Source organism: Paenibacillus sp. 7516 (genome assembly GCF_002272715.1).
GTDB lineage: Bacteria > Bacillota > Bacilli > Paenibacillales > Paenibacillaceae > Paenibacillus > Paenibacillus illinoisensis_A.
The window spans coordinates 155,751-171,339 of sequence record NZ_NPBI01000007.1; the positions used below are offsets into that span (position 1 = coordinate 155,751).

11 protein-coding genes are annotated in these 15,589 nt (G+C 47.9%); all 11 read right to left on the bottom strand.

Annotated elements, in window-relative coordinates; translation table 11 throughout:
- Positions 1 to 123: 123 nt before the first annotated feature.
- Positions 124 to 1,188 (bottom strand): FUSC family protein, encoded by a 1,065-nt coding sequence (locus CHI14_RS08085; RefSeq protein WP_095287914.1) that lies wholly within the window; start codon positions 1,186 to 1,188, stop codon positions 124 to 126.
- Positions 1,189 to 1,550: 362 nt separating this feature from the next.
- Positions 1,551 to 2,240, bottom strand: a complete 690-nt coding sequence (locus CHI14_RS08090; protein ID WP_095287991.1) for an HD domain-containing protein — start codon at positions 2,238 to 2,240, stop codon at positions 1,551 to 1,553.
- Positions 2,241 to 2,266: 26 nt separating this feature from the next.
- Entirely contained in the window at positions 2,267 to 3,706 is a 1,440-nt protein-coding gene (locus tag CHI14_RS08095) for an NAD-dependent malic enzyme (protein WP_095287915.1), read from the bottom strand.
- Positions 3,707 to 3,879: 173 nt separating this feature from the next.
- Entirely contained in the window at positions 3,880 to 5,952 is a 2,073-nt protein-coding gene (locus tag CHI14_RS08100; RefSeq protein ID WP_095287916.1) for a beta-galactosidase, read from the bottom strand.
- Positions 5,953 to 5,988: 36 nt separating this feature from the next.
- A complete protein-coding gene (locus CHI14_RS08105; protein ID WP_095287917.1) occupies positions 5,989 to 7,101 on the bottom strand; it encodes a glycoside hydrolase family 53 protein in 1,113 nt (370 codons plus the stop codon).
- 38 nt (positions 7,102 to 7,139) lie between these two features.
- Positions 7,140 to 8,018 (bottom strand): carbohydrate ABC transporter permease, encoded by an 879-nt coding sequence (locus tag CHI14_RS08110; RefSeq protein WP_095287918.1) that lies wholly within the window; start codon positions 8,016 to 8,018, stop codon positions 7,140 to 7,142.
- Between the two features lie 30 nt (positions 8,019 to 8,048).
- Complete coding sequence (locus CHI14_RS08115) at positions 8,049 to 8,939, bottom strand: ABC transporter permease (RefSeq protein WP_095287919.1); 891 nt, start codon at positions 8,937 to 8,939, stop codon at positions 8,049 to 8,051.
- Positions 8,940 to 9,184: 245 nt separating this feature from the next.
- Positions 9,185 to 10,867 carry an extracellular solute-binding protein gene (locus tag CHI14_RS08120; protein WP_095287920.1) on the bottom strand — a complete coding sequence of 561 codons (1,683 nt, stop codon included), beginning with the start codon at positions 10,865 to 10,867 and terminating at the stop codon, positions 9,185 to 9,187.
- Between the two features lie 129 nt (positions 10,868 to 10,996).
- Positions 10,997 to 12,619, bottom strand: a complete 1,623-nt coding sequence (locus CHI14_RS08125; RefSeq protein WP_095287921.1) for a response regulator — start codon at positions 12,617 to 12,619, stop codon at positions 10,997 to 10,999.
- A gap of 67 nt (positions 12,620 to 12,686) precedes the next feature.
- Positions 12,687 to 14,453, bottom strand: coding sequence for a sensor histidine kinase (locus tag CHI14_RS08130; protein WP_095287922.1), 1,767 nt, complete (start codon positions 14,451 to 14,453; stop codon positions 12,687 to 12,689).
- 307 nt (positions 14,454 to 14,760) lie between these two features.
- Positions 14,761 to 15,459: a hypothetical protein gene (locus CHI14_RS08135; RefSeq protein WP_095287923.1), complete on the bottom strand. Its 699-nt coding sequence runs from the start codon at positions 15,457 to 15,459 to the stop codon at positions 14,761 to 14,763.
- Positions 15,460 to 15,589: the final 130 nt, after the last annotated feature.

Sequence of the window (15,589 nt, forward strand, 5' to 3'; positions counted from 1 at the left end):
CTCGGTTCACTAAGATGACCTTTATCCATTGGTTATGTATACAAAACAACCCGGACACAGTTGTCCGGGCTAACACGTTGTATTTCTATTGTATCTGATTGGGAAGCCTGTGTGCAATTGCTGTTAAGGCCACTTAAGCCAGTTCAGGATTTTATCCTGTGACTCGTTGTCTTCCGTGGAGCTATGCACATGTTCGGCAAGCCTGTTGAGCCGTTCCAGCTGATATCCGTAATCGTATATTGCTGCAGCAACGATAGATAGTCTCAGCATGCCTTCCTGATCCATATCAAACTGGGATATGGCTTGTTCCATGAACCGATCATTATCCAATATGAACTGCGCTGCCTCTTCCCCGTTCGGCTTCAACTTATCCTCGAATTTGAGTAGGGCGTGCTCGTGGAATTTAATGACCAATTCGAGATGTGTATCAAAAAACTGATCCATCTCCGGCGTCCGCTGTGCCTGGAAATAATGCCGCTCCACGGAATCCAGCACGTCATACCCTTTTTGCAGGCTCAGCAGCATTTGTTTATATACAACCATCTGCCGCGTCTCGCTGAATTTGGAACGCTTCATTTTCTTCTGTTCTTCCTCAAACAAATTGTACTTATCCGAGAGCGATTTGATGGAACCACCCAGACTGCCCTTCTCATCCCTGAAAACGACTTCCTTGATCTCATCCGAGATGGACGTGCGTAACAGCAGGGACATGCTGTTGAACACATTCTGGATCTGCTTCACGAACTGTACCTTCGGTTTGGGCGGAAACACCGTAATATTAATAAGAAACGCAGATACAATACCAACAAGCGTCAGCAGGAACCGGTTCAATGCAAAGTGCCAGTCACCTGAAGCTTCCATAATGGAAACGACGGTAACCAGAGTCAGCCCTACGGTCTCACCCATATTCAATTTAAGACAAATCATAATAACGAGCACAATGATCAATCCCACTGCGATTGGCTCATTGGACAATACCATACCGCCCAAGAGGGCAACAATGGCTCCAAGCGTGGTTGTCTGCAATTGATCCAGGAAATACTTCCAGGAACGGTAGATTGATGGCTGCATCGCGAAGATGGCAGCTATGGCAGCCGGTACCGGTGACTGCGGATTCAAGAACATGCTCAGGTACAGAGCAAGCGTTACCGCAATTCCTGTCTTAAGCACGCGTGCTCCAAACGACACGGTAACCCCTCCTTACCTGTACTCTCATTTTGAATTAAACCATTAATAATCATTATTACCCCGTATTTCTTTTTTTGTTGAATTATTTTGATCCAATACTCCACTTTTTCATCCATTAACGATAACAGCAGCCCCTTTTAATGTCCCATAGCCATGTAACTTCAATATTAATTTTATCAGAACGACTTATTTTACCACGGACGCTCTGTGGTTACCATGTGATTCCTCATATTGTTTGTTTCACAAGATTAGATAACCTGTTTTCTTGCAAAAAAAAGCAAACCTTTGGAATGTGGTCTTTACCACCACCAAAAGTTTGCTAGTGTATTGGTTTGGTTATCGTTCACAGTTTACAAAGGCACTTAACGATCTGTCCCTTCCCACTCCCGCTTGAACTGCTCCACGAAATCTACCATAAACGCATGGCGCTGCTCGGCCAGTTCCTTGCCATAGGATGTATTCATGAGATCCTTCAGTTTAAACAGCTTCTCGTAAAAATGATTAATTGTCGTGCTCCGTCCATTCCGATATTCCTCCCGGGTCATCTGTTCCCGCGGCGGAAGGGAAGGATCATACATTTCACGGCCTCGCGCTCCTGCAAAAGCAAACGTGCGTGCGATGCCTATGGCCCCCATCGCATCCAGTCGGTCGGCATCCTGCACCACTTTCGCCTCCAGGGAAGATACCGCAGGACGCTGTCCTCCCGCATAGGAGATGGTACTGATGATGTTAACGACAGCTTCCCGGGTGCCTGGCTCAAGCTGCTGTTGATCCAGCCACCGGTTTAGCTTCTCCATTCCGGCTTCCAGACTTTCGTTCAGCTTCTCATCCGGTACATCATGCAGCAGTGCAGCCAGCTCACAGACAAAAGGGTCTGCTCCCATTCGATGGGCGAGCTCAACAGCGAGCGCCGTAACTCGTTCAATATGCGGCCAATCATGACCGTCCGTATGCTTCCCGGCATCCCCCTGGACAAAGGCTCGGGCGGCGCCAAGGATGGCCTCTCCGGCAGAAGTGCCATCTACATGCTCTGGATGTCCGGATATATTCATTGTTAGCTTGGAATTGTCGTCCACGATTACTCTTCCCCGCCTTCTCGGGCCTGTTCACGCGGCACACGCCGGGCAACTCCAGTTCTCACTGCAGCTTCAACTACACGTTTACGGATCGACTTGACCACCTTCTCGTTGAATACGCTTGGAATAATATAATAACGTGTACGTTCCTCATCCGAGATGGCAGAAGCAATCGCCTTCGCGGCTGCGAGTTTCATTTCTTCATTAATCTCCGTCGCACGGCAGTCCAGAACTGCTCTGAACATCCCCGGGAAACAAAGCACGTTATTAATCTGATTCGGATAATCCGAACGGCCTGTAGCCATGACGGCCACGATATCCTCCGCTACAGCCGGCATAATCTCCGGTACCGGGTTTGCCATAGCAAATACGATGGGATCATCAGCCATGGATTGCACATCTTCACGGGTTAACAGATTGCCACGGGATAATCCGATAAACACGTCTGCTCCGCGAATGACATCCCGCAATGAACCCGACTCCAGCTCCGGATTGGTTCGCGAAGCATAATCACTCCATACCTCATTTTCATAGGTCTGTGTGCGGACAAGTGCTCCCTCGCGGTCAACACCGATTAACCGGCTGGCTCCAGCGGACAGGAGAATATTGCTGCAAGCCACCCCTGCGGCGCCAATACCACAGACGACAATTTTCACATCTTTAATGGATTTGCCGACAAGTTTGAGCGCATTAATCAGACCCGCATATAATACTACAGCCGTACCATGCTGGTCATCATGAAACACGGGAATGTCCAATTCCTCATTCAGTCTTCGTTCAATTTCAAAGCATCGCGGAGATGAGATATCCTCCAGATTAATACCGCCAAAAGCAGGTGAAATCGCTTTCACCGTACGAATGATCTCCTCGGTATCCTGTGTATCCAGGCAGATCGGGAATGCATCCACACCTGCAAACTGCTTAAACAGCATAGCCTTTCCTTCCATGACCGGCATCGCTGCACGAGGTCCAATGTTCCCCAGTCCGAGCACGGCACTGCCATCGGATACAACGGCAACCGTGTTCCGCTTGATGGTCAGCGAAAATGCCTTGCCCGGTTCATCGGCAATCGCCGAACATACACGAGCCACATCGGGTGTATAAACACGTGATAAGTCTTCCCGGTTATGAATCGGCGTTTTGGGAGTGACTTCGATTTTGCCGCCAAGGTGCAGCAGAAACGTGCGGTCAGACACATTAATAATGGACACACCTTTGAGCTGGCGTACCGCTTCTATAATTTTGCTGTTATCCTGCGCATCCGTTACCGCAACTGTCAAGTCGCGCACACTCACATCCTGATTGGTCGAAATCACGTCGATGGCAATGATGTCTCCCCCAGCTTCCGAGATGGCCGAGGCCACTTCGCCAAACTTGATATCTTTCGTTGTCATTTCCAGCCGAATAATAATGCTGTTGCCGTCCAGATTTCTCTGATTCATTCCAATTCCTCCCAGACTGAAAGTCTTGAGTTGCACGTTACCTGTTTCTCTTCGCTGTACATGCACTCTTTTCCTTTATCTTGTCCAGAAAAAGTGACAACTGCACCATAACTTTGTACAAAAAAAGACCGCCCTTACGTCTGATCCGACGTGTAGGACAGCCTTTCTCATTCTTAGTTTCGTGCAGCTGGTCTTCTCAAGACACGAATGTCATACGGCTGCAGATCCAAATGGGCATGAACTTCATCGCCACGAAGCAGATCCGTATAAGATTGCTTGTCCAGTTCAAGCTGCTTGGTTTCCGGCGTATAGTTCTGTACAAATACATAATCGGATGTACCATCAGTCCGCAGATGCGCAGTGACTCCTGCAGGAAGTTTGGTTTCGAGTGCACGTTCAATTCCCAGATCGGCAATGAGCTTGCCATAGAAATCATCATAGAACGGTGCAGTGAAACGCGTTGCGATATAATACGCTTTACCCGACCCCAATCGGTTAACGGTCAATGCAGGTCGTCCGGCATAAAAGTCTGAACGATAGGTTGCCAGCGTCTCCGCACCTTCCAGATGGATAAGATCACATAATTCGATGGCATCGTATTCAGCCTGCAGACCGAGCTCGTTTCCGCTCACAGGAATCGCCCCATTCTGATCCCGGTCATGCAACCCATCAATCTCTTCCGACCAGATCCCAAGCGTTTTGCGAAGCGGACCGGGGAAGCCTCCCAGGAAGCATAGGTCATTCTCATTGACAATCCCTGACCAATAGGTTCCGACGAATGTACCGCCATTTTCGACAAATCGCTCAATCCGTTCGCCTACACCTTCCCGCACGAGGTAGAGCATCGGTGCGATCAGCAATTTGTACTTCGAGAGATCAGCTTCCATATCGATCACGTCCACAGGTACTCCTTTTTTCCAAAACGCATCATAATGCCACTCGACCGTCTGCTCATACTTCACGCCAATATTACGTGGCCCCTGGGAATCCTTCACTGCCCAGCGGTTCTCCCAGTCGAAGACGATGGCCACTTCTGCCGGTACGGACGTGCCTACAACCGCTTCCATTCCTTCGAGAGCCGTGCCTACGTCCGTCACATCCTTGAAGACACGCGTGTGTTCATGTCCAACATGATCCACGACAGCGCCATGCAGTTTCTCGCTGGAGCCTCTGCTCTTTCTCCACTGGAAGTACTGCACACTATCCGAACCATGCGCTACCGCTTGAAGAGAAGACAGCAGATGCATGCCTGGACGTTTCAGCTTGCTGGTCTCCTGCCAGTTCGTAGAACTTGGCGTACTCTCCATCAGCAGGAATGGCTGCCCGCCTTTGATCGAACGAACGATGTCATGCATCATTGCTATTCTGGAGGCCTGTTTATCTTCCTCGTCCGCATCATGCCAAGTCGGGTAGCTGTCCCAGGACAGGAAGTCCAGAATATCCGCAAACTTCCAGTAGTTCAACCCTTCATAAAATTCCATCAGATTTGTGGTGACGGGCAGATCCGGATTACTTGCTTTGAGCGGCTTTGTTTCATGCACGATGAAGTCTGCTGTCTGATCCGTAACGAACCGGCGCCAGTCCAGATTCATGGCATGCACCTGTGTCTCACCATGCGGCGAAGGCGATTCCACCTGACTCCAGTCTGTAACCGTATGGCTCCAGAACGTAGTCCACCAGGAATGATTCAATTCATCCAGCGTGCCGTATTTATTTTTCACCCAGCCGCGAAAAGCCTCCTGACAATAATCACAATGGCAGTCGCCGCCAAATTCATTGGAAATATGCCAGCCGATAACCGCAGGATGTTGCGAATAACGTTCGGCGAGTCTGGTATTGATAGCTGTTACCTTTTCCCGGTACACAGGAGATGTATAACAATGATTATGACGGAAACCGTGCAGGTTGCGAACCCGATTGGCTCCTACACGCAATACTTCCGGGTATTTGGCGGACATCCAGGCAGGTCTTGCACCGCTTGGCGTTGCGAGAAAGGCGTAGATTCCATTCGCTGCAAACGTATCCAAAACACGATCCAGCCATTCAAAGGTGTACACACCTTCCTCTGGTTCAAGGGATACCCATGAGAAGATGCCAATGGACATCACGTTGCACTTGGCAAGCTTCATCAGGCGGATATCTTCTTCCAGCACCTCAGGATATTTAAGCCATTGCTCCGGGTTATAATCTGCACCATGCAGCATGTGCGGCACCTTTGTACTTACAGGTGGATATTTATAAGTCATATTTCGATTCTCCTTATCCTTATGTTGAATAGCTCTCTATCTGATCAATGCCGAGCCCTTCGGTGTATCCGTTTCGGATTCTTCCGAAGTTACATCAGCCTTCAAAGCTGTAAACGATTCCAATTTGCGGCCTTTAAAATCAAACATCGTCAAATTGCCCCAATTGTTCGGATGTCCAACAGACCATTCCGGCTTACTCGGGATCCATGCAGGTTCCCAATAGTAAAAACCTTGACCCAATCCTCCCGGAACCTCCCGAATAATCTGGAGTAAGTCCTGCAGGTAGCGCGCTTGGCCTTCCACACTTGCCGGATAACCTGGCAGCAGCAGGTCTTCCTGATTCAGAATCCACTCGTGATCTTCAGGCTGTTCCAGTGTCCAGGGATAAGCGGTTTCAACCACGTTAATGGGCTTGCCGTATCTGGCGGCCAGGTCATGCAAATTGTCACGCAGCGCGTCCAATGTTCCATGCCACCATGGATAGTACGAGAGTCCAATCGTATCGAACTCCACGCCAAGTGTTTCGAAACGGTCGTAAAACTTCCGGCTTTCCACGTTATCCCCGCCACGATCAATATGGATCATGATGTTGATATTGGAATCAACGGATTTGACAGCAGCAATACCGTACTTCACCAGGCCTGCAAAACGTTCCCACTGTTCGTCGGTGTCGTGCTCTTCACCGCTCACCCGTCCTTCATCCCACAGCATGCCAGGCGTAATTTCATTCCCGACCTGTACCATGTCAGGCAGCGCGTCATGTTCTTTTAACGTGCGAAGCACTTCTGCAGTATAGGTGCACACCGCCCGCTGAAGCTCCTCATGAGACAGATTCTCCCATGCTTTTGGCTTCCACTGGTTGGCGGGATCAGCCCAGCGATCCGAGTAATGGAAGTCGAGCAGAAATTGCATCCCTTGTTCTTTGATCCGCTTGGCAATCGTTACGGTTCGCTCCAGATTGCAGAATCCTCCGACAGGATCGTTCCAGATCCGCAGCCGAATCGCATTGGCACCATTCAGCTTCAGGATGGACAGCAGGTCCTGTTCCGTGCCGTCCGTGTCGCTGTAGCTCCCTCCATGCTGTTCAATTTCATCCATAAAAGACACATCCATCCCAAGAATGAATGGCTTATTCTCCAAGTTGCTCACTTGTTCAACCTCCATTGGATTAGATTTAGTGGCCAGGCTCAGCCTTTAACTGAACCCAGTGTCATGCCTTTAACAAAGAAACGCTGCAGGAACGGGTACACAATCAGAATTGGGGCACTTCCGATAAAGATCTGTGCAGCTCTTACCGTGGTTTGTGAGAGAGCCTCCATTTCTTTGGGATTCATGCTCATACTGCTCATATCCCGTCCGATAATGACCGTTTGCATAAATGTAGCCAGTGGATAATCCTTGGCGTTATTCATGTATAACAGACCGTCAAACCAGGAATTCCAGTGAAACACCATGCTAAACAACGCAATGGTAGCAATGGAAGGCATTGAAATGGGCAGGAAGATCGTGAACAGCGTTCTGAAATGGTTGGCTCCATCCATCAGTGCTGCTTCTTCCAGCTCTTTTGGAATACCGCGGAAGAAGTTCAACATGAGAATGACCAGGAAGGTGTTGACTGCTCCCGGGAGTACCAGCACCCAGAAGGAGTCCATCAAGCCGATCTTCTGGATAACCATATAGAACGGCACCAGTCCCCCATTAAAGATCATACTAAAAACGAAAATCCATGAATATATCGTTCTTCCTTTAAATTCACTATTTTCTTTGGATAACGGATATGCTGCCAAAAAGGTAATCAGCAGGGTAATCGCTGTACCAATGACGGTACGAAGCAGGGAGATCCAAAGTGAGTTCAGGAAGATGGGGTTATTCATCGTTTTTTTGTAGGCCTCAAGCGAGAAGCCGACTGGCCAGAGATTGACCAGATTGGCATCGGCGGCTGCCTTCGAGCTGAAGGACACCGCCAGAACATGAATCATCGGTACAATACACATGATGGCAACCAGAATCAGAAAGCAGGTATTGATTATATTGAACACGCGATAAGGCATTGATTTGTGATACATCGTGGTCCCTTCTTTCTTTTGTTCATTCGATTAGAATATGCGGTATCCGGCGTATTTCTTGGCTAAGCTGTAGGATACAAGGATTAGTATCATGCTGATTACCGACTTGAACAATCCGATTGCCGTAGCGAAGCCCATCTCGCCATTTTGCATGGCTGAACGATATACGAATGTATCAATGATGTCACCTGTTTGATAGACGAGCGGATTATACAAGTTGAAAATTTGGTCGAATCCGGCATTAAGTACATTTCCGAGTGCCAGTGTTCCAACGACCATCAGCATCGGCACTAGTGAAGGCACCGTGATATGCAGCGTTTGTTTCCATCTTCCAGCTCCATCAATTTCTGCTGCTTCGTAGAGCGCGGGATTAATCCCGGCAAGAGCAGCCAGAAACACGATCATGTTGTAGCCAAATTCCTTCCACACATCCGTCAGAATGACCGTCGTACGGAACCAGCTGTTATCACCAAGGAAAAAGTATGGACCGAGTCCGAAGCTTCCCAAAACCCGGTTTACCAAGCCTCCTGTTGACAGCAGATCGATCAAAATCCCACCCAGGATAACCCAGGACAAAAAGTGAGGCAGATACACCAGTGTCTGTATAGTTCGTTGTATAGCCATCTTACGAATCTCATTCAGCAAAATGGCAAAAACAAAGGGTACAACTAAATTAAATATCAGTTTAAGTACAGCAATGATCAATGTATTCCATATCACCTGCAGGCTGTCTTGACGTTCAAACAAGAATCGGAAGTTATCCAGCCCGACCCATTCCGATCCGCTTATGCCAAGCCAAGGCTTATAGTTCTGAAATGCCATGACAATGCCGCCCATAGGAATATAACTGAATATGATCAGAAAGATGATGGCTGGCAGCAGCATTACGTGAAATGGCCAAGTTCGTTTCAAAGTTCTCATGATTGCTCCCCCTGTAATTCTTCCTACTCAAGGCTTCCTGAGTGGCTTATACTGCGATTATATCAACCGTTTGCATAGGTCAAACAGCACATAAAAGCAATATAAATGGCACAAAAGCAACCACTTTGGACCAGCTGCATTTACAGCCACTCCTCCCTCTTGGACTAGCACCCCTATCAAGCAAAATCGATAGTCACAACGACAAAAAAGCGCACAGACTTATACTGTCTGTGCGCCAAAAATCATTATTTTTTTACGCTCTCATACCACTCGTTGACCTCTTGTGTGATCTGATCGCCACCGCCTGATTTCCACGTTTGAACGAAGGTATCAAACGCATCTACAGGACTTTTGCCATAAATAATTTCATTAAATGCCTGATTCTCGATTTTGTTCAGATAGTCGAGCTTGGACTTCATCGTTGTCGTCGTCGGACCTGTGAACATGTTCTTGAACGAGATCTCTTCCTGACCAAGCAGTACTTTCGCTGCAGCTGGCGTTTCCTTACCATAGTTGACGGCAACATCCTTCTCCAGCTTCGTTTCGGGTTCTTTGCCGTCTGCTAGGTTCAACAGCGCTTTCATCTGTGCATCCGGAATACGGGCACCATCACGCACAAGCAGATAACGGACAACGTTCACATATCCGCCCTCGATTTGATCAATCGGCATTTGTTTGCCGTCAGCATCCAACTGATAGTCATACTTTTCAAACAGACCATTATCATACGGGCTTCCTGGTGCAGGATCTGCATAGTTGTCGAACAGGTAGTTCTCATAAGTAAAGAAGGCTTCAGGATGCTCCATGTCTTTCTTGATCAGAACGACACCGTTAACAAACTGTGTACCGTGACGCATCGCTTTACCTTCAGGTCCCACAGGAATTTCAATCGGTTTCCAAACGGCACTTGGTACATTTTTCACCGTATCCGACAGCGGCCATCCGCTCATCCAGTAAGGGCCTGGAATAATACCGGCCGTTCCCGCCACAGCAGGCTCTGCCGTTTTGTTCTCATCCCACAAAGCTGCTTCCTGTGGAATATATCCCTTTTTGAGCCACTCACTCAATTTGGCCAAACCTTGTTTCATGCCAGGATTAATGGAGCCATACTCCAGCTTGCCATCTGCACCCAGATTCCATTGGAACGGCAGCGTTCCGTATGCACCGAAGATCCAGGACGGATCACCCATCCAGGTGTTCATGGACGTTTTGAAACCGATGCTCAGTGGAGTGACCTTGTCTGGAGCCAATCCATCCGGGTTATTATTTTTGAACGCTTCCATTACGGCTTCCAGTTCGTCAATCGTTTTTGGCGCTTTCATGTTCAGCTTGTCCAGCCAGTCCTGACGGATCCAGAGCAGGTAGTCATTGTTGTAGGCATAGTCGAGTACCGGTATACCCATTCTTTTGCCATCACGGCTGTACTGGTTCCATACGTTCGGGTCCTGCTCCATAGCTTTCTTCCAAGTATCGGATGCGTATTTATCGAAAAGTGGACCGACTTCCTGATACATGCCGGAATCGATCAAATCCTGAGCGAGCAGGTTATCTCCCACCGTTACCACGTCAGGCATCTCCTGACCGGAAGACATCGCCAGGCGAAGCTTCGTTGCAAACGCACCATTGGTGTCCGTAACGGACCACAGGGATTTGATATTGATACCAAACTTCTCTTTGGCCCACTTGGTTGCCACGTTGTTTTCCATCGATTCCCCATTTTTGAACTTCAGCTCCGGGTCAATTCCCCATGCTGTCGTAATGGTAACTTCCGGATCATATTTTTCTTTGTATTCGTTTTCAATGGCAGACGAGCTGGAACCTGCACTCTCACCGCCACTGCCTCCACCGCATGCAGCAAGAATGACAGCCAAACACGTTGTCGTAGCCAGGAGCGGCAGCCATCTCTTTTTTGTAGATTTCGCTCTCATTGTTGTTCCCCCTTCAATCAATCGTTTTGGTTACCCTTTCATTATAGGCCTGCCAGGCCTTTCAGCCTATGTCACGAAAACAAGATTTCTGCACCTTTGACAACCTATATATTGGAATGGAGGATGAATTTATGCCTGGTCACGGAATTCATTCGGCGTCATGCCATAATGCTTTTTGAACATTTTGCTGAAGTATTGGGGATTTTGATATCCAAGTTCACTCGTAATTTCGTAAATCTTCTTGTTGCTGTTCTTCAGCAGATACAGCGCGCGTTCCATGCGCATGCGAATCATGTAGTCCCCAAGTCCTTCGCCCGTTTCGGCTTTGTAAATCTTCGATAGATACACGGGATGCAGGTATACCTTGTCGGCAATCATCTTCACGGACAGATCCTGACCCGTATCTCGGGTAACCATCTCCTGAACCTGCTTGATGACATGCCTGCGGCTCTGGGTTCCCGCCTGATCGGATAGCTCTTCCTGCAGCTTCGCAAGCATTTCCGTAGCCCAGCGTCGCAACCGTTCGGGAGATTGGATCAACTGATGTGCCAGCAGCAGGTCAAAGCCTGCATGGTCGATCTCGTGCACCAGATGACCCTGCTTGTGAGCGATATACATGAACGCATTGGTCACAGACAGATACATTTCATACACGTGCTCTCTCGACAAACACACCCGATCTGCCGCGTCAAATACAGCATTAAGCTTGCTCGCTGCAGCTTCCCACTGCTTCGTTTCGAGTAGCTGGGGCAAAACCGGAGGTTTATAGAGCTCTTCCAGCGCTTGCGCTGCATCGTTTTCCATCCGCTGGGACTTATCCTTATCTATGAAAATGATCGTGTTCTCTTCCGGTCCAGAAAGGACAAGTGATCCCAGACTTCGGCGGTAGGCCGCGGTCATTTCTTTAAAAGGAAACGGCGGTGTAACCACCATGGACATATCGCCCTGCAGGTAACGAATGACATGCTCCCGGAAAGTATCCACTGGTCCGGTCAATGTCTCCTGGCTCATGGATGCTTCCTCCACCCGTCCCTGATGCTGTAGAAACATGACCAGACATTCATGTGGCCCTCGTCCAAACCAGACTCTGAATTGGTCTCCGAGAACTTCCTCTGCTATGTTGCCTACCGCAAAGTCCATCAGGTCGAGTGATTGCTGATCCATGGAAGAGAATCGACCTGTAAGACGAATAAGGAGCATAACCACCGGTTCTTCGGGTTCAAGTCCAATCTCATATTGCTGCAGCTGTTCGCGAAGGGCACGCGTTGTAATTTCACGGCCAAGCAGCAGATCATGCATCAGATTTTCACGCAAAATTTTATAATCCGATTTCCGGCTGTACAGGAGCCTATGATATTTATCAAACTCATCCCACTCCCCGCGGAGAGACGTAATCGCAGCAGAGACCGAAGCCATAAATTCCTCATCATTTACGGGTTTCAGAATATAATCAGATGCCTGCAGCTGAATTGCCTTTTTGGCATAATCAAAATCACTATGCCCAGTCAGCAGAATACAGCGGATATGAGACCATCTGCTGCTCACCTCTTCAATCAGGTCCAATCCGCTCATACCGGGCATACGAATATCGGTAACGACGATATCTACCGCATTTTCCTCCATAATCTCCAGCGCTTCCTTGCCGGACGCTGCACGAAGCACCGTCGTTACTCCGAGCTCTCCCCACGGGATGGTCATTTCCAGACTCTCCGTTACATACGTTTCATCATCCACCAGCAGTATATCAATCAACGTTCGTCACTCCCTGTCTGCTACATTTGCAATATATTTTTTACTCTCAAAAAGCAATCAATGGTCGTCAATCACTCTGAATCGACACGTCTTCCTCTTCTATTTCATCTTCTGCTGGCCATGACAAGGCGACACATAGTCCCCCCAGTGGGGATTCGGTTATGTTAATGCCTGCCTGTTCACCGTACCGCAGCTGCAATCGTTGATTCACATTCCACAGACCACAACCCATATCCTGATCCATCGTGCCCGTGAGCTTGTCCAGCAGCTTATCCCGCTCCTCACTGGTCATGCCCTGGCCGTCATCTTCGACCTTTAGAATCATGACACCATTCTGTTTTTCTCCGGATACCCTGATCTCTCCAGCATCTGCATCGGCTTCAATGCCGTGAATGACCGCATTTTCAACCAAAGGCTGCACGATAAGGGGTGGAACCTCCTGTCTCATCATGCTGTCTGGCAGATCAATGCGGTAACGAATCCGATCCATGCGCATCTGTTGGATTTCGAGATAACAATTCACAAATTCGATTTCTTCGTTCAGCGGCACAACGTCACGTTCCTGTCTGGTTGTATAGCGATAGTATCTGGATAAATTGTGTGACATGGCTACCACGGCATCCACACGTTTCAATTTCGCCATACTTGTGATAAATGAGAAACAGTTGTAGAAGAAGTGCGGGTTAATCTGGGATTGCAATTGCTTTAATCGGGCTTCACGTACGTGAATCTGTTCCAAGTACACATGCTCAAACAGCTGCTGAATCTGTTCCACCATGGAGTTGAATCGCTCGGACAAAAAGCTGAATTCATTCCGGCCCTTGGGCTTAATTCGTACCGAATAATCTTCCTGCTTCAATCGCTGGAACCCGCGAATAAGCTGCTTCACAGGTACCTGTACCTGAACGTACAACAGATAGGCGGCCAGGAAACTCATGCCGAGCAAACATATCATTGAAGAATAAAAAAGCACATTCGATTGATGAATGGGTTTCAATATATCGGATAACGGCATATAATCCACCAGATACCAGCCTGTCGTGCTGGATTTGACCGTATTTACCATGTAAGGTTCGTTGTCGATGACCACCGTGCGATTGTCCACATCCTGAAGTGTATGAATCGCCAGCTGGTCCATCAGCCGATTGGTCAGCTCACGATCCGAGGTTCGGTTATAGATGACACCGGATTCCTCTCGATAATAGAAGGGATCATGTCTTCCATCGTCCTTGAACTTATCCAGCATATCCCGTATGTTATCGCTGTCAAATTCCAGCTTGATAATGGTCTCTGCATTCACCGCGGGGTCCTTAATTCCATAAGGAGAAGCGGTAATCCAGCTGAACATGAATTTCTCATCTTTCCCGTCCACAATCTTGCGGACATCCCAACCCGGAACCATACTTTCCCTGAGTGCCTGCTTGTCATAAAAACGGGCATCCCGTTCAGAGACAACCCTGCCCATGGAAGGGGAATATAAATATAATTTCGTTGTCCAGTTCGACGAACTTTCCTGAATACTCAGCTTGTTCTGGATCCGCTTGACCAGATTGATTGCATCGAGGTCAAAATACCGGCTATCGGTATAAATCCGGCGAAAGCTCGCAATGTCTGGATCATGGATGAGAAGATTAGGCCAGGATGATAACAGCTCAATGTGCGTATTCACCTGATTTTGGAAAAATTCAAGCTGGTTGCTGTTGGAACGATTCAATTCATCCCTGAGTACGGCCGTCGTTTTGTGATTCGAGTACCAGTAGAGCAATACAACGGGGATCAGCATAATCAGAATCAAGATCACCATTTTGGAAAATAGATTGGTCCGGTATGACATTATTCATCTCACCTTGTCTAAAATTGTCGTGACATTAATTGTAATGATGTAAGCCGTAAAAACAATCAATTTTTTTATCCACGCATTTCTCCGCCTTTGCCCATTCACCAGACTCCATCAAACCGGCTCATTTATAGCGTAAGCGTTACCATATTGAGGATAAAGGTCACAAAACCAATATTTCTGCACTAAATGCAACTTCCACAACACAAAAAAGCCAGCCTATTGGCCAGCTCTTCGCGGATAACATCGCTATTGCATGCTTCTTGAAATCTGTTTCTATTATGTATGTATTCCTTGCTGAAACTTATGGTATGGCATAATCGAATACAATGTTCTGACCTTCTACCTCTACATCCAGCACAATATCCCTAAGCTTTCCCCTTACTTGAAGCGGTGACTGTGCTGAACCAGAAAATGCAAGTTTGCCGGTGAACGTGCCATGAGGCATGATCTCGAGATGGGCCGGCTGGAGTTCAACGGACTTCAGAGCTTCGTATAAAGGATCATCCTGCTGTCTGTAACTTCTCGCCAAGTCGGGCATAAGCACAGCTGCGACGGGCTGCCTGCTATAATTTTTAAGTGTGAGATCACAGCTTACTCTTGTATTTCCATTCAGAGCCACTTCGTACATGCAGGAGCTATCATTCTGAAGATAAGATACACCATGGATACCAGTGGAACCCCATTTGGCGACATACATCACCTTATCTGTTATGTAGGAATAACTTAAAATAAGGACCACGACGATCAGCCAGAGCTGCCTTGCGAGCCGAGGATACGAAGACTTTATTTCTTTGCGGGTCAGATAAAAACTGCATCCTAATAAACCTAGTCCTATAAATAGCGTAATATGTACACCGCTCATGTACGCCGTGGTATAGGGGGATAACCCTATTTTGGATAAGATCCGATCTCCTACCGAGTAACCCAGGTGGTGATTAAACGTAAAAATGATCGCAAAAAGCAGCAAAATCGCAGAGAACGCTAATTTCGTCCTCGACACAGGAACACCCCCTATTTAGCCACCTGATTATATCATAATTTTCCTAATTATGGTGTACAATCCATATCAAAAAAATAAATCAAGGCGTCTTCGACTATTGCCGAAAACACCTTGATCAGAAGAAATACCG

Coding starts and splice junctions, on each gene's coding strand:
- CHI14_RS08110 (WP_095287918.1), bottom strand. CDS start 8,018: ATGTATCACAAATCAATGCCTTATCGCGTGTTCAATATAATCAATACC.
- CHI14_RS08115 (WP_095287919.1), bottom strand. CDS start 8,939: ATGAGAACTTTGAAACGAACTTGGCCATTTCACGTAATGCTGCTGCCA.
- CHI14_RS08120 (WP_095287920.1), bottom strand. CDS start 10,867: ATGAGAGCGAAATCTACAAAAAAGAGATGGCTGCCGCTCCTGGCTACG.
- CHI14_RS08100 (WP_095287916.1), bottom strand. CDS start 5,952: ATGACTTATAAATATCCACCTGTAAGTACAAAGGTGCCGCACATGCTG.
- CHI14_RS08130 (WP_095287922.1), bottom strand. CDS start 14,453: ATGTCATACCGGACCAATCTATTTTCCAAAATGGTGATCTTGATTCTG.
- CHI14_RS08090 (WP_095287991.1), bottom strand. CDS start 2,240: ATGAATATATCCGGACATCCAGAGCATGTAGATGGCACTTCTGCCGGA.
- CHI14_RS08095 (WP_095287915.1), bottom strand. CDS start 3,706: ATGAATCAGAGAAATCTGGACGGCAACAGCATTATTATTCGGCTGGAA.